Annotated in this window: 18 protein-coding genes; 11 read left to right on the forward strand and 7 right to left on the reverse strand. The window is 68.8% G+C overall.

Annotated features, from left to right (window positions below):
- Positions 1 to 14 precede the first annotated feature (14 nt).
- Positions 15 to 1007: an adenosine kinase gene (locus SPHPHY_RS0111295; RefSeq protein ID WP_022686796.1), complete on the reverse strand. Its 993-nt coding sequence runs from the start codon at positions 1005 to 1007 to the stop codon at positions 15 to 17.
- An 86-nt stretch (positions 1008 to 1093) separates the two neighbouring features.
- Here SPHPHY_RS0111295 and SPHPHY_RS0111300 point away from each other — a divergent pair, with 86 nt between their 5' ends.
- The 3 genes from SPHPHY_RS0111300 to SPHPHY_RS19990 all read left to right on the forward strand — a co-directional run bounded on the left by SPHPHY_RS0111300 (position 1094) and on the right by SPHPHY_RS19990 (position 3505).
- Positions 1094 to 1762 (forward strand): EI24 domain-containing protein, encoded by a 669-nt coding sequence (locus tag SPHPHY_RS0111300; RefSeq protein ID WP_022686797.1) that lies wholly within the window; start codon positions 1094 to 1096, stop codon positions 1760 to 1762.
- Positions 1759 to 2133, forward strand: a complete 375-nt coding sequence (locus SPHPHY_RS0111305) for a hypothetical protein (RefSeq protein ID WP_022686798.1) — start codon at positions 1759 to 1761, stop codon at positions 2131 to 2133. The genes SPHPHY_RS0111300 and SPHPHY_RS0111305 overlap by 4 nt, the downstream gene beginning before the upstream one ends.
- 70 nt (positions 2134 to 2203) lie before the next feature.
- On the forward strand, positions 2204 to 3505 hold the full coding sequence (locus SPHPHY_RS19990; RefSeq protein WP_043130021.1) for a cation:proton antiporter: 1302 nt from the start codon (positions 2204 to 2206) through the stop codon (positions 3503 to 3505).
- Positions 3506 to 3509: 4 nt separating this feature from the next.
- On the opposite strand, the gene SPHPHY_RS0111315 is transcribed toward SPHPHY_RS19990, so the two are convergent.
- The 3 genes from SPHPHY_RS0111315 to SPHPHY_RS0111325 are packed head-to-tail and all read right to left on the reverse strand — an operon-like array spanning position 3510 to position 5675.
- Positions 3510 to 3803, reverse strand: a complete 294-nt coding sequence (locus SPHPHY_RS0111315; protein WP_022686800.1) for a hypothetical protein — start codon at positions 3801 to 3803, stop codon at positions 3510 to 3512.
- A complete protein-coding gene (locus SPHPHY_RS0111320; RefSeq protein WP_028056798.1) occupies positions 3796 to 5358 on the reverse strand; it encodes a PepSY-associated TM helix domain-containing protein in 1563 nt (520 codons plus the stop codon). The genes SPHPHY_RS0111315 and SPHPHY_RS0111320 overlap by 8 nt, the downstream gene beginning before the upstream one ends.
- The gene (locus SPHPHY_RS0111325) at positions 5355 to 5675 is read right to left on the reverse strand and encodes a hypothetical protein (protein WP_156025089.1); all 321 of its coding nucleotides are present in this window, start codon (positions 5673 to 5675) and stop codon (positions 5355 to 5357) included. The genes SPHPHY_RS0111320 and SPHPHY_RS0111325 overlap by 4 nt, the downstream gene beginning before the upstream one ends.
- Before the next feature lie 87 nt (positions 5676 to 5762).
- Here SPHPHY_RS0111325 and SPHPHY_RS0111330 point away from each other — a divergent pair, with 87 nt between their 5' ends.
- From SPHPHY_RS0111330 to SPHPHY_RS20000, 5 genes are all read left to right on the forward strand, one after another.
- Positions 5763 to 8030, forward strand: coding sequence for a TonB-dependent siderophore receptor (locus SPHPHY_RS0111330; RefSeq protein WP_022686803.1), 2268 nt, complete (start codon positions 5763 to 5765; stop codon positions 8028 to 8030).
- Positions 8031 to 8097: 67 nt separating this feature from the next.
- Entirely contained in the window at positions 8098 to 9870 is a 1773-nt protein-coding gene (locus tag SPHPHY_RS0111335; protein ID WP_022686804.1) for a type I secretion system permease/ATPase, read from the forward strand.
- A 3-nt stretch (positions 9871 to 9873) separates the two neighbouring features.
- Positions 9874 to 11238 carry an HlyD family type I secretion periplasmic adaptor subunit gene (locus SPHPHY_RS0111340; RefSeq protein ID WP_022686805.1) on the forward strand — a complete coding sequence of 455 codons (1365 nt, stop codon included), beginning with the start codon at positions 9874 to 9876 and terminating at the stop codon, positions 11236 to 11238.
- Positions 11239 to 11393: 155 nt separating this feature from the next.
- On the forward strand, positions 11394 to 13184 hold the full coding sequence (locus tag SPHPHY_RS19995; protein ID WP_022686806.1) for an ATP-binding cassette domain-containing protein: 1791 nt from the start codon (positions 11394 to 11396) through the stop codon (positions 13182 to 13184).
- Positions 13185 to 13244: 60 nt separating this feature from the next.
- Entirely contained in the window at positions 13245 to 14354 is a 1110-nt protein-coding gene (locus SPHPHY_RS20000) for an ABC transporter ATP-binding protein (protein ID WP_022686807.1), read from the forward strand.
- On the opposite strand, the gene SPHPHY_RS0111355 is transcribed toward SPHPHY_RS20000, so the two are convergent.
- Genes SPHPHY_RS0111355 through SPHPHY_RS20005 form a run of 3 tightly spaced genes read right to left on the reverse strand, consistent with a single transcriptional unit; the run spans position 14315 to position 17255 of the window.
- A complete protein-coding gene (locus tag SPHPHY_RS0111355) occupies positions 14315 to 15136 on the reverse strand; it encodes a carbohydrate ABC transporter permease (RefSeq protein WP_022686808.1) in 822 nt (273 codons plus the stop codon). The genes SPHPHY_RS20000 and SPHPHY_RS0111355 overlap by 40 nt on opposite strands.
- A 20-nt stretch (positions 15137 to 15156) precedes the next feature.
- Positions 15157 to 16038, reverse strand: coding sequence for a carbohydrate ABC transporter permease (locus SPHPHY_RS0111360; RefSeq protein ID WP_022686809.1), 882 nt, complete (start codon positions 16036 to 16038; stop codon positions 15157 to 15159).
- The gene (locus SPHPHY_RS20005; protein WP_156025090.1) at positions 16035 to 17255 is read right to left on the reverse strand and encodes an extracellular solute-binding protein; all 1221 of its coding nucleotides are present in this window, start codon (positions 17253 to 17255) and stop codon (positions 16035 to 16037) included. Before SPHPHY_RS20005 ends, SPHPHY_RS0111360 begins: the two co-directional genes overlap by 4 nt.
- 177 nt (positions 17256 to 17432) lie before the next feature.
- Between SPHPHY_RS20005 and SPHPHY_RS20010 the strand changes: the two genes are divergently transcribed.
- Genes SPHPHY_RS20010 through SPHPHY_RS0111380 form a run of 3 tightly spaced genes read left to right on the forward strand, consistent with a single transcriptional unit; the run spans position 17433 to position 22620 of the window.
- The gene (locus SPHPHY_RS20010) at positions 17433 to 20408 is read left to right on the forward strand and encodes a TonB-dependent receptor plug domain-containing protein (RefSeq protein WP_231370408.1); all 2976 of its coding nucleotides are present in this window, start codon (positions 17433 to 17435) and stop codon (positions 20406 to 20408) included.
- Positions 20409 to 20464: 56 nt separating this feature from the next.
- Positions 20465 to 21409, forward strand: coding sequence for an ABC transporter ATP-binding protein (locus SPHPHY_RS0111375; RefSeq protein WP_022686811.1), 945 nt, complete (start codon positions 20465 to 20467; stop codon positions 21407 to 21409).
- Positions 21406 to 22620 (forward strand): ABC transporter permease, encoded by a 1215-nt coding sequence (locus tag SPHPHY_RS0111380; protein WP_022686812.1) that lies wholly within the window; start codon positions 21406 to 21408, stop codon positions 22618 to 22620. The genes SPHPHY_RS0111375 and SPHPHY_RS0111380 overlap by 4 nt, the downstream gene beginning before the upstream one ends.
- Positions 22621 to 22770 lie beyond the last annotated feature (150 nt).

Raw genomic sequence — 22770 nt, forward strand, 5'->3', positions numbered from 1 at the left:
CGACGATCGCTCGGTCAGACCGCGGCGGTGATCGCCTTCAGGTCGACGATCGGTCGTGCGCCGAAATGCTGGATCACCTCCGCCGCACAGATCGCGCCGAGCGTCAGCGACGCTTCGAGCGTCTTGCCGCGGGCCTGCCCGTGCAGGAAGCCGGCCGCGAACAGGTCGCCCGCACCGGTCGTGTCGACGACCTTGTCGATCGGCTGCGCCGGCACCGTGGTGCGCTCGCCGCCGGAAATCGCCATCGCCCCACGCTCCGCCAGCGTGACCACGACCAGCGGCACCTTGGCTTGCACCGCCGCGACTGCCGCGTCGACCGAGTCGGTCTCGGTAAGGAACATGATCTCCGCCTCGTTGGCGAACAGCACGTCGATCAGGCCGTGCGCGATCAGCTCGTGGAAGGCGGCGCGGTGGCGATCGATCACGAACTCCGCCGACAGCGTGAACGCGACCTTGCGCCCGGCCTGGCGCGCGATGTCGATCGCGGCGCGCATCGCCGCGCGCGGCTCCTCCGGGTCCCACAGATAGCCTTCGAGATACAGATAGCGCGCCGCGGCGATCAGCGTCGCGTCCAGCGCCTCGGCCGGCAGATAGTGCGATGCGCCCAGGAACGTGTTCATCGTGCGCTGTCCATCGGGCGTCACGAAGATCAGGCAACGCCCCGTGGTTGGCGCACCGGCGCGCGATGGCGTGTCGAAGCGGATGCCCGCCGCGCGGATATCGTGTGCGAAGACCTCGCCCAGCTGGTCGTCGGCGACCTGCCCGATGAAGGCGCACGCGCTGCCCAGCGCCGCCATTCCCGCGATCGTATTCGCCGCCGAACCGCCCGACACTTCCTGCCCCGGCCCCATCTTCGCATAGAGCGCGTCGGCTTCCTCGGGCGAGAAGACCAGCGCCATCGCGCCCTTGGTCATGCCGTTGTCGGCGATGAAGTCGTCGGCGGCGGGCGAGAGGATGTCGACGATGGCATTGCCGATCGCGACCACGTCGTAGCGGGGTTCGGTCAAGGTCGTGGTTCCTGGCAGCGGGAAAGCGCCCGCCTAGAGCGCGCCCGCGGGTTGCGCAACGGCCAAGCGTGGCGCATCGCCTTGCCATGATACGCGCTTTCCTGCTGTCGCTGCGGCAACTCGCCGATCCGCCGGTGCTGCGGGTGCTGGCGCTGTCGCTGGCGATCACGCTAGTGATGTTCGTAGCGCTCGGCGGGTTGCTGTGGTGGGCGATCGATGCCGCGCTGGCCGGGTGGAGCTGGCACGGCGCGCTGGCGGGCGTGGCCGCGACGGTGGCGACCGTGCTGGGCGCATGGCTGCTGTTCCGCGCCGTCGCGATGGTGGTGGTCGGGCTGTTCGCCGACACGATCGTGGCGGCGGTGGAGCGGCGGCATTACCCCGATGCGTTGGCGACGGCGCGGCCGGTGTCGCTTGCGCGCGGGCTTCGCATGGGGCTGGCCTCGGCAGCGCGGTTCATCGCGGTCAACCTGCTCTTCGCGCCCGTCTATCTGGCGCTGCTGGTCACCGGAGTCGGCACCGCCGCGGCGTTCTTCGTCGTCAACGGCTGGCTGCTCGGGCGCGACCTGGGCGAGATGGTCGCGGCCCGCCACTTGCCCGGTGCGGCGATGCGAGACTGGCGTGCGGCCACCGCGGGGCAACGCTTCGTGCTGGGGCTTGCCGCGACCGGGCTGTTCGTGGTTCCGCTGCTCAACATCCTCGCGCCCGTCATCGGCGCGGCGATGGCGACGCATCTTTTCCACAGGAACCGCCGATGAAGCCGTTCGTCCCGGCCGCCCTCCTCGCCCTGCCGCTCTTGGCCGGGTGCGCGACCACCACCGTGCCACGCCCCACCGTGTCGCGCGCGATCCCGGTCGCGCTCCCGACGCTCGGGCTGGAGGCGGTGATGGGGCAGGATGTCGCGCAACTGACCCGCACCTTCGGGCAGCCCGATGCCGACGTGCGCGAAGGCACCGCGCGCAAGCTGCAATTCTCCAGCGCGATCTGCATCCTCGATGCCTATCTCTATCCCACCGCCGGCCATGCCGAGCCGCGCGTCACCTGGGTCGATGCGCGGCAGCGCGACGGCAGCAGCATCGATCGCGCCAGCTGCGTCGCGGCACTCAACCGGCGGACCGGCGGGCGGTAGCACGACCATAAGACCGTTGAGCGCGTCCGGCCACGGCGCTAACCCTCAGTAAAACGGAGGGGGACAATCGATGGCACCGGCACAGCTGAGCGTCATTTTCTTCATGCAGCTGTTCGCGATCGTCGCGGTGTCGCGCGCGGTCGGCTGGCTCGCGAAGCGTTATCTGGGGCAACCGCAGGTGGTCGGCGAGATGATCGCGGGCGTGCTGCTCGGGCCGTCGCTGCTGGGGCTGTTGGCGCCGGAGTGGCAGGCGGCGCTGTTCCCGAAGGAGACGCGCGGGCTGCTTTATGCCGTCGCGCAACTCGGCGTCGGGCTCTACATGTTCATCGTCGGCCTGGGTTTCCGCGCCGATCATTTCCGCAGCAACGCGCGCAGCGCCACGGCCGTGTCGCTCTCCGGAATGATCGCCCCGTTCGTGCTGGCGATCGCGATCGCGCCGTGGCTTCGGTCGATCCCTGGATTGTTCGGGCCGAGCGTCACCGCGACGCAGGCGGTGCTGTTCACCGGCGCATGCATCGCGATCACCGCCTTTCCGATGCTGGCGCGGATCATCCACGAACGCGGCCTCTCCGACACCCCGCTCGGTACGCTGTCGCTGTCGTCGGGGGCGATCGACGACGCCGGGGCGTGGACGGTGCTGGCGGTCGTGCTCGCGACGTTCGGCGACGGGCCGGGCGTGGCGGTGAAGGCGATCGGCGGCGCGGCCCTGTTCGCGTTGGTCGTGCTCGGGCTCGGGCCACGGCTGCTGCGGCCGCTGGGCGCGCGTGCGGCGCGGGCCGGGCGGATCGGTCAGGGCGATACCGCCATCGCGCTGATGCTGTTCCTGCTCGCCGCCTTCGCGATGGATGCGGTCGGGATGCACGCGGTGTTCGGCGGGTTCCTGCTGGGCGTCGCGATGCCGCGCGGCGTCTTCGCGGACGGTTTGAAACAACAGCTGGAGCCGCTCACCGTCCTGCTGCTGCTACCGTGCTTCTTCACCTTCTCGGGGCTCAACACCCAGCTTGGGCTGGTCGCCGATCCGGCGCTGATCGGCGTCACGCTGGTCGTGCTGGCGGCATCGGTGCTCGCGAAAGGCGGCGCCTGCTGGGCCGCGGCACGGCTGACCGGGCAGGACAATGCCACCGCGATGGGGGTCGGCGCGCTGATGAACGCGCGCGGGCTGATGGAACTCATCATCATCAACATCGGGCTGGCCCGCGGCATCATCGGCCCGGCGCTGTTCTCGATGCTGGTGCTGATGGCGATCGCGACGACGCTGATGGCCTCGCCGCTCTTCGAACTGGTCTATGGCCGCACGGCACGCGCACGCGGCGAACTCGGCGCGCTCGGCGAAGCGGAGGACGGCACGGTGCGCGAGGCGGTCGCCTCCTGACGGATCAGCGGCGACGCAGCGTCCGGCGCACGGGATAAAAGACCGCGCCGGGCGCCACCGACAACGCCAGTACCACCGCAACCGCGGCGATCGACGCGCAGGTCAACAGCCGTACCCAGCGCTCGCCATCCATCGGCGTACCGACGCGCACCAGCGCCAGCGCGATCAGCACCGCCGCGCCGCTGCGCAGGGCGCGCACCGCCCGTTCGCCGGATACGCCCGCCTCGCGCCGGAACTTGTAGGACGCCGCCGCCAGCAGGACGAACGCCAACGCACACAGCAACACGCCTTCACACATGCACCATCTCCTTGACACGACGCGTCGCGCGCACCGCCTGCGGCCGGCCTGCCCGCCACGCGGCGGCTCCCAGCAGCACAGCCGTCACCAGCATCGCCAGATCGAACCCCACGAACAGCCAGTCGCCAGCTTGCCACGACGCGAGCAGCCCCCGCGACGTCGTCAGCGCGTTCGCCACCGGGATCGCGACAAAGACCAGCGCACCGATCGCGAAGAGCGCTGCCCAGGCCTGTCGCGCCGGGCGCAGCAGTTGCAGCAGCGCCGCCGCACCCCAGGCGTAGAACATCGTCGCCACCTCGGCATCGGCGCGCCCCGTCGCCGCGGCGGGGATCAGCCGATTGGCGAGCAGAAAGGCACCCATCCCGATCGGTAGCCCGGCGATCGTCGCGATGTTCAACCGCTCGACCAGTCGCAGGCCGAAGAACGGCGTCGCGCCCGGGCGCCGACGCGCCGCGGTCCACAGCAACAGCCCGGTTCCCACCATCGCCGCGCCGGTCAACCCGAGCAGGAACAGCACCCAGCGCAACCCGGGCGCGGCATATTGCGCGATGTGCAGTCCCAGCATCACGCCGACGGTCGATACCGCCGCTCCGCTGTTGCTCGGCGACTGCAGCAACGCGCCCGTCGCACCCGAATAGACCGCGGTGCCGGTGCGTGCGTTCAGCGCACTCACCGTCGCCGCCGAGATCGCCACGGTCGCGGCGGCGTCGCCGGGATGGCGCACCACGACGCGCGAGACCGGCGCCTTCAACCGCGCCTCGGCATCGCGGACCAGCGGCGCGATCGGGACCAGCGGCGCGGGCCGCTTGCTCGCCTCGGCATCGACCGGCAGGCCGTAGGCCTCGCGTCCGAAATCCAGCGGCTGCTTGTAGTTGATCGCGATCGGATACGGCAGGTACATCAGCACCAGCGTCATAAGCCCGGTGTAGGTGATGACGGCATGATAAGGGAGCGCCAGCACCGCGGAGACGTTGTGCGTGTCCAGCCAGCTGCGCTGTCCCTTGTTCCAGCGCAGCGTGAAGAAGTCCGCGAAGATCCGCTTGTGCGTCACGACTCCGGAAACGATCGCTGCCAGCATGAACATCCCGCAGACACCTGCCAGCCAGCGCCCCCACGGATGCGGCAACTGCAATTGGAAGTGGAAGCGATAGAAATGCTCGCCGCCGCGCGTTTCGCGTGCATGGATCGGCTTGCCCGTCGCCGGGTCCAGCTCCAGCTCGCCGCCGCGCTTGCGCCGCTTGCCGGGGGCGGGCTTGGCGGTGGCATCGGGCTGCGGGATCGTGAAGACGCGCGTGATCGCGGTGCGATCGTCCGGCAGCATGATGAACCATTGCTGGTCGCCGCCGTTGCTTCGCGCCAGTTCCGCGACCGCCGCCTGCGTGGCCTGCGCGCCGCTCGTGCGGTGCATCGGCAGTTCGGGCTGCATCCAGCGCGTGATCTCCGGCCGGAAATAGCTGGCGGTGCCGGTCAGGAACATCGCGAAGAGGATCCAGCCCGCCAGCATGCCCAGCCAGCCATGGATCCACGCCATCGACTGGCGCAGCGACCGCGTCATGGCCGCACCCCCAGCAGCCACACCGCGCCGCCCGCCACGATCGCGCTGCCCCAGACCCACGCCATCACCCGGCCGGTCCGGGGTTCATGGAAACACCACAACGCCACCACCGCATAGAAGAGGAACGCCGGCACCATCGCCCAGACGGTCGCCTCAACCCGCGAGATCGGAAGGAGCCGCGCGATCAGCGTCGCCACGATGGCGGTCAACGCATAGCCGCCCAGCAGCGCGGTTACGCACCGCGCCGCCATTGCCACCGCCGCGCGCCGCAGATGACGCGCAGGATGGGCCGGCGTCGAGGGCTCCACCCGCTGCATCAGCATCCTTTACTTTCCCCTTGCCCGACACTCAGTAGCCCTATAGCGGCGATTGCGACTGACTAGCAATAGTAATCGGGAGGTGACATGCGTAACGGACGATGGTCCGCGGCGGTGCTGGCGGCTGCGCTCGGCGCCGTGGCGGGACCGGCAATGGCGATGGCCGAGGCGCGGGCGGATGAAACGGGCACGGACCGGTCAAGCGACGAGGGCGTTGCCGATCGCGACGAAGTGCTCGTGACCGGCGAACGCCTGCGCCGTGGCGGGGCTGTCGGCGCGAAGAGCGAGACGCCGCTGATCGAACTGCCGCAGACCGTCACCGTCATCGACGGCGAGGAGTTGCGCCGCCGCAACGCGCAATCGATCAACCAGGCGCTCGGCTATGTCGCCGGCGTCGCGCCCAACCAGCGCGGCAACGTCGCGACCCGCTACGACCAGTTGTTCATCCGCGGCTTCACGCCCGGCTTCTTCGTCGACGGCATGCGCGCACAGGGCGGCGTCTACGCATCGTCGCAGACCGACTTCCACCTCGTGGAGAGCGTCGACATCATCAAGGGCCCGGCCTCTGTCCTGTATGGCAGCGGTACGCCGGGCGGGCTCGTCAATCTCACCAGCAAGCTGCCCTATGCCGAGGCGGGTGGACGGATCGAGCTGGCGACGGGCAATTTCGCGCTGCTTCGCTCTTCGATCGACGTGAACCAGCCGCTCGACGACGCCGGGCATTGGCAGTTCCGCATCATTGGCGGCGGCGAGAAGTCGGATGGCTACCTGACGCAGACCTATAACCGCCGCTACTATCTGCGCCCGATGCTGACCTTCGCGCCCGATGCGGCGACCAGCGTCACGCTGATGCTCAGCTATCAACGCGATCCCGAAGCGGCTTCCTACAGCGGCGTGCCCGCGATCGGCTCGGCGCTCACCAACCCGTTCGGGCGCTTTCCCGTCGACTTCAACACCTCGGAGCCGTCGTACGAAGCGTTCGACCGGACGCAAAAGTCGGCGACCCTGTTGTTCCGCCATCGCTTCAACGACGCGCTGACCTGGACCACCAACGCGCGCTATTATGACGTCGACCTGCACTACCGGCAGATATACCTGAGCGCCTTCGCCACGACCGGAACCGGCGCGGCACGCACCGCCGACTTCTCCACCGCCGTGCGCGGCGGCGGCGGATCGGACGAGCACTTCCGTACGCTGACGCTCGACAATCGCCTCGCGGCCCGCGTTTCGACCGGACCGGTCGAGCACACGCTAATCGCCGGGCTCGACTATGCCCATAACGAAGGCCGCGCCGAGCAGCAGTTCAACACCGGCGAGACCACCAACCCGAACACCAGCATCCCCGACCTGGACCTGTTCGCCCCCCGCTATGGCGGGCCGATCCCCAACTTCGCGCTCACGCAGTCGCGCACGCTGCGCCGCATCGATCAGGTCGGCGCCTATGTGCAGGACCAGCTGAAGCTCGGCGGGCTGAACCTGATCGCGAGCGGCCGGTGGGACTGGTACGACCAGCTCACCCGCAACCGCACCAACGGCGCGGTCACCCCATCCTCGCAGACCGCGTTCACGACGCGGCTGGGCGCGCTCTACGAAAGCAAGCTCGGCCTCTCGCCGTTCGTCAGCTACTCCGAAAGCTTCGAGCCGCAGGGCGGCGCACGGTTCGACGGCTCGCCGTTCGTGCCCGTGACCGGGCGTCAGTATGAGGCGGGCCTGAAGTTCCAGCCGCGCGGCGGGTCGGCGATCTTCACCTTCTCCGCCTATGATCTACGCCGCCAGAATGTGCCGGTCGCCGACCCGGATCACGCCAATTTCTCGATCCAGGTCGGGGAGGTGAAGGTCCGCGGACTGGAACTGGACGGGCGTGGCGAGATCGCGCCCGGGCTCGATCTGGTCGTCGCCGGCAGCTACACCGATGCGCTGGTGACGCGCGGCAACCCCGCCGTCGGCACCGGCCCGCAATTGTCGGGCGTCACCGGCACGCGCCCGCTGGGCGTGCCGAAGTGGAGCGCGTCCAGCTTCGTGTCGTGGGATCTCGGTCGGATCGCGAGCGGCGCACTGGGTGGCGTGACGATCGGCGGAGGCGTCCGCTACGTCGGCGAATCGGACGGCACCGTCAGCTATGCACGCGGCGTCGCGACGGTCGTGGAGCGATTCGGTTCGCCCGGTTTCGTGCTGGCCGATGCGCTGGTCGGCTACGATCTCGGTCGGCTGGGGGCGAGGTTCCAGGGCCTCGAGCTGAACGTCAACGCCGCCAACCTGTTCGACACGCGCCACATCGCAAGCTGTTTCTTTAACAATAGCTGTTACTTCGGCGCATCTCGCACGGTGGTCGGCACGCTGCGGTATCGTTGGTGACGGGATTGTGGTCATCTGACGGGGAGAGTGTCGCCACGCTGTAACCGTAATGCTAGGCATTGCTCCCATGAGACTGACCACAAATCCCGGCTCCGAAGGCCCGATGCGGGCGGCACTGGCGTTGTGCCGCCGCCATGTTGTGGCGGCTTTCGGGTTCAGCGCGCTCGTCAACCTGCTGTATATCGCGCCCACCCTGTACATGTTGCAGGTGTACGACCGGGTGGTGCCCACGCACGGGCGGCTGACGCTGGTGTTCCTGACCGTGGTGTTGCTGTTCGCGCTCGTCACCCTGTCGCTGCTCGATCGCATCCGTACCCGCCTGCTCGTGCGCGCCGGTGTCGGGCTGGATGCCGCACTGGCGCCGGTCCTGCTCGACGCCACGATCGGGCGCCCGGATCAGCCGGTCGCCCGCCAGGCGCTGCGCGAGTTCGATACCGTCCGCCAGACGCTGAGCGGGCCGGGCGTGCTCGCGCTGTTCGACGCGCCTTGGACCCCGATCTACGTCGCGGTGTGCTTCCTCGTCCACCCGGCGCTGGGGATCGTCGCACTCGTCGGCGGATCGATCCTGCCGTTCCTGGCGTGGCGCAACGAGAAGGCGACGCGCAGCGCGATGGAGCGCGCGCAGATCGCCGCCGCCACCAGCTACGCCAGCCAGGAAGCGATGCTGGGCGGCGCGGAGGCGGTCCGTGCGCTGGGGATGCGCCGTGCGATGGTGACGCGCCAATTGCGTCACCGCGAAACGATGCTGGCGTTGCAGACGCGCGCCGGCTTCGTCGGCGGCAACTACATGACCGCCACGAAGTTCGTGCGCCTCGCGTTGCAAAGCCTTGCGCTCGGGCTGGGCGCGCTGCTCGCGATCGACAACCAGATATCGGGCGGCGCGATCTTCGCCGCCTCGTTCCTGATCGCACGCGCGCTGGCCCCGATCGAGCTGCTGATCGGCAGCTGGAAGGGTATCGCGCAGGCGCACGGCAGCTACCTGCGCCTCGACAAGTTGCTGGCCGAGGCGCAGGGCACCGGCGTGGTGACGCAGCTTCCCGCCCCCAGGGGCGCGCTGACGCTGGAGAATGTCACGGTCCTCAACGACACCCGCGACGGCGCGATCGTCAACGACGTCTCGCTCTCGATCGCGGCCGGCGAAGTGATCGCGATCGTCGGCCCGAGTGGCGCGGGCAAGTCGACGCTGGCGCGCGCGATCGCCGGCGCGATCCGCCCGGATCGCGGGCGCGTCCGCGTCGACGGTGCCGATGCGGGCGACTGGGATCCTGAGCGATTGGCCGAGCACGTCGGCTATCTTCCGCAGGACCCGTCGTTGTTCGCAGGCACCGTGAAGGAGAATATCGCGCGCTTCCGCACCGAGCTGGAAGCCGACGAGACGGCGCTCGATGCCGCCGCGATCACCGCCGCCGAGCGCGCGCGGGCGCGTGAGCTGATCCAGCGGCTGCCGAACGGCTTCGATCATGAGCTGAAAGCCGGCGGGCGCGGCCTGTCGGCCGGTCAGGCGCAACGCGTCGCGCTGGCACGCGCGATGTTCGGCGATCCCGCGGTGCTGATCCTGGACGAGCCCAATGCGCATCTCGATGCCGAGGGCGACAGCGCGCTGCTGGCCGCGATCGACCATTACAAGCAGGCCGGGCACACCATCCTGGTGGTCAGCCACAAGCTCGGCATCCTGCCGGTGGTCGACAAGCTGCTCGTGATGCGCGGCGGGCGGGTGGAGATGTTCGGCCCGCGTGACGAGATCCTGCCGAAGATCGCGCCGCGCCGACCGCGCGCCGTGCCCAATACCGCCGTTTCCGGCCCCGCCCCTACTATCAACGCCCCGACCGCGAGCGCCTGACCCATGGCCACCCTGCCCCTCTCCGATCCCTATGCCGCGGTCGCCGACGACAAGGTCCACTTGCCCGCGGACCCGCGCCGCGACATCCGCAACGGCCTGATCGTCGCCGCCATATTCTTCCTCGGCTTTCTCGGCTGGGCGACGTTCGCGCGGCTCGACGCGGCCTCCTATGCCGAAGGTGTGCTGGCCGTATCGGGACAGCGCCAGTCGGTGCAGCACCGCGACGGCGGCGTGGTCGAGAAGATCTTCGTTCGCGACGGGCAGCGCGTGAGGCAGGGCGAGTTGCTGCTCCGCCTCGGCTCGCCCGAAGTGTACGCCAGCGAGCGCGCGCTCGCCTCGCAGACGATCCGGCTGCTGGCGCAGCGCGCCCGGCTTCAGGCCGAGCAGCTCGGGCAGACGCGCGTGCCCGAACCGCGCGAGTTCGCGACGCTGAACAGCGAGGACCAGGCGGAGGCACGGCTGGCGATGCGGCTCCAGCAGACCGAATTGAGCGCGCGCACCGCCACGCTCGCGGCGCAGCGCGATGCGCTGGGTCAGCGCGGCGCGCAGTCGAACGAACAGGGCCGCGGTTATGGCGAGCAGGTGCTGTCTGCACAGGAGCAGCTGAAACTGCTCGAGGCGCAGCTCGACGCGTTGCGCCCGGTCGCCGCCAAGGGCTTCGTCTCGCAGACGCGGCTGCGCGAGCTTGAGCGGATGCGCGCCGAATTGCAGGGTCAGCGCGGCCAATATGCCGCCAGCGTCGCGCAGACGCGCGAGGCGGCGCGCGAGAGCCAGATCCAGCGGCTGGAGGCCGAGCGTACCTTTACGGAGCGAACCGCCGCCGATCTGCGCGACGTCGAGGTGCGGCTGGGTGAGCTCCTGCCGAAGCTGGGTGCGGCGCGCGAGCAGCTGGCGCGTACCGAGATCCGTTCGCCCGCGACCGGCGCCGTGGTCGGGTTGACCGTCTTCACACCCGGCGGCGTGATCCAGCCGGGGCAGAAGCTGATGGACATCGTGCCCGAGGAAGCGCCGCTCCGCATCCAGGCCCGTATCTCGCCCGACGATGCCGACGACCTGAGGGTCGGTCAGGCGACGAGCGTGAAGTTCCCCAGCCTGCACGAGCGCGACATCCCGCCGCTCAACGGCACGCTCACCCGGCTGTCTGCCGACAGCTTCACCGACGAGAAGACCGGCGTCAGCTATTTCACCGGGGAGGTGACCGTGTCGCCCGCAGAGCTTCACGTCCTCGCCCGGTTCCGCGGCGAACAGTTCAAGCTGCGCCCCGGCATGCCCGCGCAGGTGCTGATCCCGCTGCGCAAGCGGACCGCGCTCGATTACGCGCTGGAGCCGCTGGTCGGCGGTTTCTGGTCATCGTTCCGCGAGCATTGATCCCGATCGAATGACTCTCCGCCCCGGCCCCGACGCGCATCGGGGCCGGGGCGACAATACGATCCGTTAACCATGGCGATGCTAGGAGATGGTCATCCCGGTTGACCGCGAGCGCGGCGGCGGGTGCACCGTCAACTCCGTTTCGTGAGGTCGCCGTGGCCGCGTCCATTCCCGCAGAGCGTCAGGGCTCGTTCCAACTCGTCCGGCGCGCCATCGCGTTGCTCCGTCCCGAACGGCTGAAGGCCGGCTCGCTGCTCGGCGCCGGTGCGCTGGTGGCATTGTTGCAGGTCGCCGAGCCGCTGCTGTTCGGTCGCGCGGTCAACGGCCTCACGACCGGCGCGAACCCGATGCGCTACGTCGCGATGTGGTGCGCGATCAGCGTTACGGTGTTCGGGGCGGGCGTGGTGATCGCGCTGCTCGCCGATCGCATGGCGCACCGCCGGCGGCTCGCGGCAATGTCCTCCTATGTCGAGCATCTGCTCGCCTTGCCGCCCGCGTTCCACACCCAGGCGCGTTCGGGCCGGCTGATGCGGATCATGATCTCGGGCTGCGATGCGCTCTTCACCCTATGGCTGCCGCTGCTGCGCGATCAGATCACCAACATCGGCATCCTCGCACTGCTGCTGCCGATCGCGCTGCTGACCAATTGGCGCTTGGCGATGGTGCTGGTGGCGCTGATGCTGGTCTATTCGGCCGTGAACCTGGTGGTGATGCGCCACACCGCGACCGGTCAGGCGCGCGTCGAGGATCGCTTCACCGACATCTCGGGCAATCTCGGCGACCTGTTCGGCAACGTCACGGTGCTGCAAAGCTTCCTCGCGGTGCCCGGCGAACTCGGCAATGTCCGCCGTTCGCTCCACGACCTGCTCCATGCCCAATATCCGGTGCTCAGCTGGTGGGCGGTGTCGGCGGTGCTGACGCGCGGCGCATCCTCGATCGCGATCGTCTCGGTGTTCGGGTTCGGTGCGACGCTGATCACGCGCGGTCTGGCGACGATCGGTGACGTGGTGTCGTTCGTCGGGTTCGCTACGCTGATGATCGCGCGCCTGGAAACGGTCACCGCCTTCATCGTCAACGTCGCGCAACGTCTGCCGGCGCTGCACCAGTTCTTCGATGTCCTCGACCAGCAAAGCCACATCGCCGAAGCGGAGGACGCGCAGCCGCTGTCGGTCGCCAAGGGCCGCGTCACCTTCGAGGACGTCTCGTTCCGCTACCCCACCGGCTCCGGCGCGGTGCACGATCTCAGCTTCGAGGTCGCGCCGGGCGAGACGGTGGCGATCGTCGGCCCGACCGGATCGGGCAAGTCGACTGCGCTCGGGCTGTTCCAGCGCGCCTGGGATCCGGAAAAGGGCCGGATCCTCGTCGATGGACAGGATATCGCAGCTGCCACGCTTGCCTCGTTGCGCGCGGCGACCGGCGTGGTCTTCCAGGAAGCAGGGCTGTTCAACCGCTCGATCGCCGAGAACATCGCGATGGGCAATCCGGACGCCACGCTGGAGCAGATCGAGGATGCGGCCCGCATCGCCGGCGCCTACGACTTCATCATGCGCAAGCCCGACGGTTTCGCGACCGCGGTCGGCGATCGTGGCGCCGGCCTGTCGGGCGGCGAGCGGCAGCGGATCGCGATCGCGCGCGCGCTGCTGAAGAACGCGCCGATCCTGCTGCTCGACGAGGCGACCAGCGCGCTCGACGTCGCCACCGAGGCGCGCTTGCAGGAAAGCCTCGAGCGATTGCGGCACGGCCGCACCACCTTCGTGATCGCGCACCGGCTGTCGACGGTGCGTGCCGCCGACCGGATCGTGGTGCTCGACCAGGGCCGGATCGTCGAACAGGGCGGGTTCGACGAGTTGCTCGCCGCCGGGGGGGCCTTCGCGAAGCTGGCGCAGGACGGCGGCCTCACCACCCCCGCGGCGAACGACGATGCCGGGGCCAGGGCGGCCGCATAGATCGTCGTCCGGGCGCCGCTAAGCGCTTGAACTCCGGTCCGGCACCGTCGAGGATGCGCGGTGGCCAGCGTCGACATCCATGAGCTCGGCAAGCGCTTCGGCGCTGCGACCGTCCTTCATCCTACCAGCCTGACGATCGCGGATGGCGAGTTCGTCGTCATCGTCGGCCCGTCCGGCTGCGGCAAGTCGACGCTGCTGCGGCTGATCGCCGGGCTGGATAAGCCGAGCGGCGGAACGGTGCGGATCGGCGACCGCGACGTCACCCACGCCGCCCCCGCCGACCGCGATCTGGCGATGGTCTTTCAATCCTACGCGCTCTACCCGCACCTGTCGGTGCGCGAGAACATCGCCTTCCCGCTGAAGGTGCAGCGCCTGTCGCGCGGCGAGATCGCCGCCCGCGTCGAGGCCGTCGCCGCCACGCTCGACCTCACCGCGCTGCTGGACCGGCGCCCGCGCGCACTGTCCGGCGGGCAGCGGCAGCGGGTGTCGATCGCGCGCGCGATCGTCCGGCGACCGAAGGTGCTGCTGCTCGACGAACCGCTCTCCAATCTCGACGCCGGACTGCGGGTACGGATGCGCCACGAATTCGCGCGGCTGCACCAGCAGCTGGGCAGCACGATGATCTACGTCACCCACGACCAGCTGGAGGCGATGACGCTCGCCAACCGCATCGTGGTGATGAACGCCGGCCGCGTCGAACAGGTCGCCGCACCGCTCGAACTCTACGCCCGCCCGGCCACGCTGAACGTCGCCGCCGCGATCGGGTCGCCGGGGATGAACCTGCTGACCGGGACGGTCGAGCCCGACGGCACGGCGGTGCGGCTGGCGGACGGCGCGACGATCCCGATCGCGGTCGACGTGCCCGCCGCGGCGATCGGCAGCGCAGTGACGCTCGGTATCCGCCCCGAACATCTCCACGCCGCGGACCACGGCCCGTTCGACGGCGTCGTCGAGCTGTTCGAGCGGCTCGGCCCGTTGTCCTTCGCGCATCTCGGGCGCGGCGCGGGGGTCGCACCGCTGGTGGCGCAATTGCCCGGCGACCGTGCGGTGACGCTGGGCGAGCGGTTGCGCTTCGCCGCCACGCCGTCGCACGTGCACCTGTTCGACGGCGACGGGCGCGCCTTCGCGCCTCAGCCCTTGACGCTGCCCGCCAGCAACCCGCCGATGTAATAACGCTGCAGGGCAAGGAAGAGCGCCAGCACCGGCAAGGTCGTGACCACCGCCGCCGCCATCATCAACTCGCCATCCGCGGCATGTTCGCGCGAGATTGCGGCGACGGCGACGGGCAGCGTATATTTCTCCTGATCCGCCAGCACGATCAGCGGCCACAGGAAGTCGTTCCAGCTCCCGAGAAACAGGAACAGCGCCAGCGTGACGGTGATCGGCGCGATCAACGGCAGGACGATCGCGACGAATATCCGCATCTCGCCCGCGCCGTCGAGCCGCGCGGCGTCCAGCATCTCGTCGGGGATCGCCAGCGTCGCCTGCCGCACGAACAGGATCGCGAACACCCCCGCCAGCGACGGCAGGATCACGCCGGCATAGCTGTTGACCAGCCCGATTTCCTTGAAGATCAGGAACAACGGCAACATCGCCACCTGCCCCGGCACCACCAGCGACGCGATCAGCAGCTTCAGCAAGCGCTCGCGTCCCCGGAAGTGCAGCTTGGCGAATGCGTAACCCGCCGGCACCGTCAGCATGAGCCCCAGCAGCGTCGACAGCGCCGCGATCCCCACGCTGTTCCACAGCGCGGGCACGATCCGATAGTCGAACCACGCACCGTCGATCAGCCGCCGCGCGAGCAGTTCGTGATAATTCTCCAGCGTCCAGCGGCTCGGCCACAGCGACGGCGGGAAGCGGCTGCTCTCGCCGCGCGGCATGAACGAGACGATCACCATCCAGACGATCGGCGCGGCGGTCGCCAGCGTCAGCAGCGCGACCGCCAGGTTCATCGCGATCGCACGGGCGCGCCTTACAGCCATTCGTAACGCCGCCCGATCCTGGCCTGCGCGAAGGTGAGCGCCAGGATCATCAGGAACAACACGAACGCGACGGCGCTCGCCTGCCCCAGGTTCCACCATTTGAAGCCTTCGTCGAACATGAAATACAGGATCGTCACCGTGCTTTGCGCCGGCCCGCCCATCGTCATCACATAGGGTTCGGCGAAGATCTGCAGGAAGCCGGCGACGCTCATCACCGCCGCCAGCAGCAAGGTCGGGCCGATCGCGGGCAAGGTGACGTGGCGAAAACGCAGCCACCGCGACGCACCGTCGAGCCGCGCCGCCTCCATCAGGTCGTGCGGCACCGCCGAAAGCGCGGCGGTGAAGACGATCATATTGTAGCCGAAGATCTTCCACGTCACGAAGATGAGGATCGCGGGGATCGACGCATGCGGATCGCCCAGCCAGTCGACCGCCGGCAACCCCGCTGCGGCCAGTGCGCGGTTGACCAGCCCGAAGCGCGTGTTGAGCAGGAAGCGCCACACCACCGCGGTCGCCACGACGCTGGTCACATAGGGCGTGAACAACAGCACGCGCCACAACGGCTTCCACCGCACGGTGACATCGTTGAGCAGCAAGGCGGCGAACAGCGACGCGCCGATCGCCATCGGCACGCCCAGGATCGCGAACAGCGCGGTGTTGCCCAGCGCGCGCCAGAACAGTGGTTCGCGCAGCAGGTACAGGTAGTTTCCGAGCCCGACGAAACTGAGATTGCGCCAGTCGGCGAGCGCGTACACCGAATAATCGGTGACGCTCAGCGCCAGCGCCAGCACGGTCGGCAGCACCAGCACGAATGCGGTGATCGCCAGCACCGGCACGAAGAACACATAGGCGGTGCGCGCCGCGCGCGTCATGCGAGCCGTCCCGCCGCCACCAGCGCGCGGCGCTTGGCGAGCAGGCCATCGACGCGCACGTCCATCGCCGCGAGCGCTTCGTCGAGCGTCAGCACGCCGCGCACCGCTTTCTCGGCGAGCAACTGCACTTCCAGCCGGATCCGCTCCCATTCCACGATGTTCGGATCGACGGCGGGCGCGCGGAGCTGCTCGGCGAACGGCGCAAGCAACGGGGTGGCGAGCTGCGGCGCGTCCCATGCACTGACGCGCGCCGGCAAATTGCCGATCAGGCGCTGGAAGCGCAACTCGCTGCCACCGGAGGTCAGATGTCGCACGAGGTCCCAGGCTGCGGTCGGGTTCGTGGTGGTCGCGGACACGCACAGGCTGGCGCTCACGCCGGAAACGCGGCCCGGCCCGTCCGGCCCCGGCATCCGCGCGGTCGACCAAAGTTCGGGGGCGATCTGGTCGGCGCGGCGATGCAGGTCGAGCAGCAGGCTCGGGCCGCTGGGATAGACCGCGAAATAGCCCTGCGCGAACGCGGCGAGCGGATCCTGCATCTCCGTCGACAATACCGGCGGTGCCAGCCGCTCCTGGAAAAGCGAAACGTAGAAGGCCAGCGCGTCGCGAAACGCCGGTGAGCGGAACTGCGCGCGCGTCTGGTTCTCGACCAGCGGCGTGGCGCCGGCCTGCGCGGCAAAGGTGAACAGCGTGTCCCACCAGTTCAGCAGCATCAGGAAGGCGTAGTCGTCGGGCGCACGACGCTTCAGCCGCTGCCCCATCACCCGCCACCCGTCCCAGTCGGTGGGCGGCGCATCGTAGCCGACCTCGCCCAGCAGGTCGCGTCGGTAGAATTGCACCTGCGGCGCGACCGACCACGGCACCGCATAATCGCGACCGCGCTGGCGCATCCCCGCGACCACACCGGGAAAATTGTCGGCGAGCAACGCCGGCACCGCGACCGGTGAAAGCGCATCGATCATCGCGAACTCGCCGACCCATCCGTTTGGCAGCATCACCACATCCGGCATCGCACCGCCGGCATGCGCGGTCAGCAGCTTCTCGTGCGCCGCGGTCCATGGCAGCGACTGCACGTCGACGGTCGTTCCGGTCGCGCGCGTGAAGGCCGGGATCAGCAGCGGCGCATAATCGCCTTCGTATCCCATCGCCCAGAACGACAACGCGGCGGCGTCACGCCGTGGCGCACAGCCGAGCGGGGAAGCGGCGATCGCCGCCAACACGGACCGACGCCCGATGTCCCCCCCCTTCACCACCTTTCACGAACGCCGCCCCGGACAAGGAGTTGCGCTATATCAACAAGAAACAGCAACCATCCCATCGGCGATGCGTAGAACGACGGCAGAACGAACCGGCGCGGCCAACGACGACCGGGACGCAAGGGAACAGGGGAGACTGCAATGAGGTCTACGCCGATCGTGCGGGCGCTATGGCTCGCCGGGATGATGACTGCGGCGTCCACCGCCCTCGCCAACGCTGCCCTCGCGCAGACCGCCCAACCTGCGCCGTCCCCTGCACCCGATGCGAGCGATCCTGCCCCGACCGGCGACATCGTCGTGACCGGCTCGCGGATCGCGCGGCCCGACTATCAGGCGCCCAATCCGATCGTCTCCTACGGCGATGCCGCGATCCGCCAGTCCGGCAACACCAACGTCACGACCTTCCTGCAACGCGTGCCCGCGTTGACCAACTCGGTCGACAGCGGCGACAGCGCCGGGCCGAACCGGCCGGGCGGGCAGTTGTTCGGGGCGGCGGGGTTGAACCTGCTCGATCTGCGCGGGCTCGGCCCGGCCCGCACGCTGGTGCTGGTCAACGGCCGACGCCATGTCGCCGGACAGATCGACACCGCCGCGGTCGATATCAACGCGATCCCGACCGACCTGATCGAGCGCGTCGACGTGCTGACCGGCGGTGCATCCGCCGTCTATGGCGCGGATGGCGTGTCGGGCGTGGTCAACTTCATCCTGAAACGCGATTTCGACGGTGTCGCGGCGCGCACGCAGTTCGGCGTGTCCGAGCGCGGCGACGCCGGCAACCGCTTCGGCTCGGTGATGGCGGGGCGCAATTTCGCCGGGGGCCGCGGCAACGTGACCGCTTATTACGAATACAACGCCGACGACCGGGTCCGCTACGAAGACCGCGACTATCTGCGTGGCGACCGCCGCCAGTATGTCGTGTCCAATCCCGCCTATGCCGGGCCGGGCTCGGGCACCTTCCAGCAGGGATTGGCCGGCGACCTGCGCTATCCCGGCGGATCGCCGGCCGGGGTGATCGACATCGGCGGCACGCTCTATAACGGTGATGGATCGCGCTACGATCCGGGCACCAGGGTCGGCGGCGGGTTCGTCTCCGGCGGCAGCGCGACGCCGGTCGCAGGCTATGTCGGCGACCTGTTGCCGCAGACCGAGCGGCACGCTGCCAACCTGCTCGCGCATTACGACGTCTCGGATGCCTTCCAGCTGAGCGTCGAGGGCAAGTTCGTCCAGTCGACCGCGACCACCTTCGGCGGCTTCTCGGGTAATTACACCGGCAATTCCAGCACGCTCGACAATCCGTTGGTCCCGACGACGCTCCGCGACGCCGCGTTCGCGAACTCGCAGCTGGTGCTCGCGTCGAACCGCAACAACACCGATTTCCCGCGGCTCGGCGAAAGCGACCGGCGGCGGACGTGGCGCGGCGTCGTCGCGGCGACCGGACGCCTCAGCGATCATGCCCGCTACGACGTTTCCTATACCTACGGCCAGACCGACGTGCGGATCACCAAGCGCAACGATCGCTGGGAGGATCGCTATTACGCCGCGCTCGACGTGGTGACCGATCCCGCGACCGGGCGCGCGACGTGCCGGTCGAACCTGAACCCCGCGGCCGTGCAGGTGCCGACCGTCAGCTTTACGCCGGGCGCCGGCAGCGGGTGCCTGCCGCTCAACACCTTCGGCGTGAACGTCTACGATCCGGCGGCGCTGGCGTGGACGATCAACGACAACGTCAGCACCGCGCGCGTCACGCAATCGGTCGCCAATGCCGCGCTGACCGGCGATTTCGGCGCGCTGTTCGCACTGCCGGGCGGTCCGGTCCGCTTCGCGCTCGGCGGAGAATATCGTCGCGAGACCAGCCGGTTCCGGCCGAACGCCTTCCTGACGGGGGAGCAATGGTATCAATATGACGAGGGCGACAAGTTCGACCCGTTGTTCGTCATCTCGCCCTCGCGCGGCGCCTTCGACGTGTGGGAGGGGTTCGGCGAGCTCGAGCTGCCGCTGTTGAGCGACCTGCCCTTCGCGGAGACGCTGACGGTCGGCGCGGCCGGGCGTTATTCCGACTATTCGACGATCGGCAACACGCGCGCCTATCAGTTCAACGGGCTGTGGGCGCCGGTGCGCGACATCAGCTTCCGCGGCTCGTACAGTCAGGCGGTGCGTGCGCCCAACATCGGCGAGCTGTTCGCGCCGACCGGCCCGGCCACCAATTACTTCGTAGATCCCTGCTACGTCGAGAACCGCGGCAGCGGATCGTCCTCGCGCGCCGCCAATTGCGCCACGCTCATCACCGGGCTCGGCGGCAACCCGGCCACCTTCACTGCCGACAACAATCCCGATGCCTCGGTGCTCATCAACGGCGCGCGCAGCGGCAACCCGGACCTGCGCCAGGAAACCGCACGGACGTGGACCGCCGGGATGGTGCTGCGCCCGCGGTTCGTCGCCGGGCTCGCGGTGGCGGTCGACTGGTACGACATCCGGCTGCGCGACGCGATCAGCGTGGCGGACGCCAACACCGTCGCCTCCTTGTGCGTCGACCAGCCATCGCTCGACAACGGCTTCTGTTCGTCGATCCGACGCGCGCAGGGCAACGGCTATATCAACGGCTATACGATCCAGCCGCAGAACGTCGCGGAGTATCGCACCGCCGGACTCGATCTAAACGTGAACTACGCGGTACGCACCGGACGATTTGGTGACATCGACCTGCGTTTTGTGGGTGGATACCTGCACCGGCTGACACAGATCGCGACCCCGGGGGCGCAATCCGAGGATCAGGTCGACCAGATCGGGCGACCGAAGTTCAACTTCGTCTTCTCGCCGACGTGGACGCTGGATCGCATCACGATCAGCTATAATCTGCGCTGGGTCGATGCGATGCGGCGCTTTCCCAAGCAAGCTACGGACAACAGCCCGGATTATGCGCCCGCCGCGCTGCTGCGCTACGACGAGGTGTGGCAGCACGACGTGCAGGCGCAGGTCGCCGTCAACGACGCCATGTCCTTCTACGGCGGGGTGAATAACGTCGGCGACCAGCGGCCGGGCGTGGATTCGGTCGATCAGCCGATCTCACCGCTCGGCCGCTACTTCTACGCGGGCGCGCGGGTACGGTTCGGGCGATAGCGATTGGCGCGGCCGCCGGGCACGGCTAGGCTGCCCTCGTAATTGGGGGCAAGTGCGTGGCATCCAGCGATTTTGCCGTCATCGCCGACGGTCTGGTGAAGCAGTACGATGATCGGCGGGTGGTCGACGGGGTCGATCTCGCGGTGCCGGGCGGCGCCATCTACGGCGTGCTGGGGCCGAACGGCGCCGGCAAGACCACGACGCTGCGCATGATTCTGGGGATCATCGAGCCCGACGCCGGGACGCGCTCGCTGCTGGGCGCGCATCATCCTCGTGATGCCGGCGATCGCGTCGGCTATCTGCCTGAAGAGCGAGGACTTTATCCTTCCATGAAGGCGCGCGATGCGGTGGCGTTCATGGGCGCATTGCGCGGCCTCGACTGGCAGACAGGGCGGGCGCGCGCGGCCGAGATGATGGAAGCCGCGGGGCTGGGCCACGCGGTCGACGAGAAGATCCGCAAGCTTTCCAAGGGAATGGCGCAGCTCGTCCAGTTGCTGGGCGCGTTGGTCCACCACCCGGACCTGCTGGTGCTCGACGAGCCGTTCTCGGGGCTGGATCCGGTCAATCAGGAACGGCTTGAGGCGTTGATCCTGGCCGAGCGCGACCGCGGCGCGACGATCCTGTTCTCCACCCACGTCATGCAACATGCGCAGCGACTGTGCGACCGGCTGGCGATCATCGCCGGGGGCAAGCGGCGGTTCGAAGGAACGGTCGAGGAGGCGCGGGCGATGTTGCCGCAACAGGTACAATACGTGCCCAACAACGCCGACATCCACCTCGCGCAGATGCTGCCACCAAGCGCCCTTCCACAAGGGGAAGGGTGGCGTTTCGAACTACCAAAAGAGGGAATCGAGACGCTTTTGAAGCGACTTGTCGACGCCGGATACGGCATCAAGGGGCTTTCGATCGAGCGCCCCGGATTGCACGAAGCCTTCGTGCGGATCGTCGGGCAGGCGGCCGCGCCCCCCGCCCCCACGCCTGCGCCGGAGCATCGGGCATGAGCCCGCTGCGTCGTCAGATTCGCCAGACGCTGACCATCGCACGGCGCGATTTCACCGCGACGGTGTTTACGCCGATCTTCCTGCTGTTCCTGTTCGCGCCGGTCATCATGGGATCGTTCGGCGCGATCGGCGGACTGGGAGCGGCATCCGCGTCGCAAGGCTCGGCGGACAAGGCGCGGCTGGTGGTGATGTTGCCGGCTGGCGACATGGCAGCCGTGCGCGCGGCCGATACACGGCTGCGCCCGCTTTTCGGCGGCGAGGCGCGACCGCCCGCTATCGTCTCACATCCCCCCGGCCCGGCGCCGCGCGCGCTGCTCGGCGATCGCAGCGTCGATGTATCCGCCGTGCTGCATGGCACGCTGGCGAAGCCCGCGATCATCTATGCCGCCGGGCATCGTGGAGAGGCGCGCTACCTGGCCGCGATCGCGCATGCCGCCGCGTTGGACATCCAGGCGCGTGCCCGTCCCGCCGAGCCGACCGTGGAGCGGGTGGTCGGCGCCGCGCCGTCGCTGGGCGGGCGCAGCACCGCGTCGTTCTTCGCGGTGTTCGGAATTTTCTTCCTGACGCTGTTCCTGTCCGGTCAGGTCGTCGGTACGATGGCGGAGGAGCGCAACAACAAGGTCATCGAGATCCTTGCCGCCGCAGTGCCGCTGGAAAGCGTTTTCCTCGGCAAGCTGCTCGGCATGTACGGGGTCGCGGTGCTGTTCGTCGCATTCTGGGGCACGGTCATCAGCCAGATCGGACTGGTGCTGCCCGGCGACATGGCAGGGGCATTGCAGGACCTGCGTCCGGCGATCGGTGTCGCGCCGTTCGCTTTGTTGTTCGCTGCCTATTTCACGACCGCTTACCTGCTGCTGGGCTCCGTGTTCCTCGGGGTCGGCGCGCAGGCGTCGACGATGCGCGAGGTACAGATGCTGTCGCTGCCGATCACGATCGTGCAGGTGGCGATGTTCGGGCTGGCGTCGTCCGCGGTGTCGCATCCCGGCAGCTGGCTGGCGAGCGCCGCCGAACTGTTCCCCCTGTCCTCGCCGTTCGCGATGGCGGGGCGTGCGGCAGGCGGAACGCAATGGTGGCCCCATGCCGCCGCCCTGGCGTGGCAGCTTCTGTGGGTGGCGATTTTCATTACCGTCGGCGCACGGCTGTTCCGGCGTGGTGTGTTGCAATCCGGGAGCGCCAAGCCGGCGTGGCGGCGGCTGTTTTCACGGCGTTGATCCTGCGTCAGGTCATTGCTGCTGTCGCTTTTTTGCAACGGCGCAGCAAAGTGTTGCGGCGCAACGCGTTTCGACTCGTGAGTGTCACGTAACCGACATATTGAAGCCCCATCGGCGCCCCTGACGACGAAGCCGTCGCGGGATCGCGCT

The sequence above is a fragment of the Sphingomonas phyllosphaerae 5.2 genome (genome assembly GCF_000419605.1).
Taxonomy (GTDB): Bacteria; Pseudomonadota; Alphaproteobacteria; order Sphingomonadales; family Sphingomonadaceae; genus Sphingomonas; species Sphingomonas phyllosphaerae_B.

Coding starts and splice junctions, on each gene's coding strand:
- SPHPHY_RS0111340 (WP_022686805.1), top strand. CDS start 9,874: ATGGCCACCCTGCCCCTCTCCGATCCCTATGCCGCGGTCGCCGACGAC.
- SPHPHY_RS0111320 (WP_028056798.1), bottom strand. CDS start 5,358: ATGACGCGGTCGCTGCGCCAGTCGATGGCGTGGATCCATGGCTGGCTG.
- SPHPHY_RS0111380 (WP_022686812.1), top strand. CDS start 21,406: ATGAGCCCGCTGCGTCGTCAGATTCGCCAGACGCTGACCATCGCACGG.
- SPHPHY_RS0111355 (WP_022686808.1), bottom strand. CDS start 15,136: ATGAACCTGGCGGTCGCGCTGCTGACGCTGGCGACCGCCGCGCCGATC.
- SPHPHY_RS0111335 (WP_022686804.1), top strand. CDS start 8,098: ATGAGACTGACCACAAATCCCGGCTCCGAAGGCCCGATGCGGGCGGCA.
- SPHPHY_RS20010 (WP_231370408.1), top strand. CDS start 17,433: ATGAGGTCTACGCCGATCGTGCGGGCGCTATGGCTCGCCGGGATGATG.
- SPHPHY_RS19990 (WP_043130021.1), top strand. CDS start 2,204: ATGGCACCGGCACAGCTGAGCGTCATTTTCTTCATGCAGCTGTTCGCG.
- SPHPHY_RS0111300 (WP_022686797.1), top strand. CDS start 1,094: ATGATACGCGCTTTCCTGCTGTCGCTGCGGCAACTCGCCGATCCGCCG.
- SPHPHY_RS0111315 (WP_022686800.1), bottom strand. CDS start 3,803: ATGTGTGAAGGCGTGTTGCTGTGTGCGTTGGCGTTCGTCCTGCTGGCG.
- SPHPHY_RS0111330 (WP_022686803.1), top strand. CDS start 5,763: ATGCGTAACGGACGATGGTCCGCGGCGGTGCTGGCGGCTGCGCTCGGC.
- SPHPHY_RS0111360 (WP_022686809.1), bottom strand. CDS start 16,038: ATGACGCGCGCGGCGCGCACCGCCTATGTGTTCTTCGTGCCGGTGCTG.
- SPHPHY_RS0111305 (WP_022686798.1), top strand. CDS start 1,759: ATGAAGCCGTTCGTCCCGGCCGCCCTCCTCGCCCTGCCGCTCTTGGCC.
- SPHPHY_RS0111325 (WP_156025089.1), bottom strand. CDS start 5,675: ATGCAGCGGGTGGAGCCCTCGACGCCGGCCCATCCTGCGCGTCATCTG.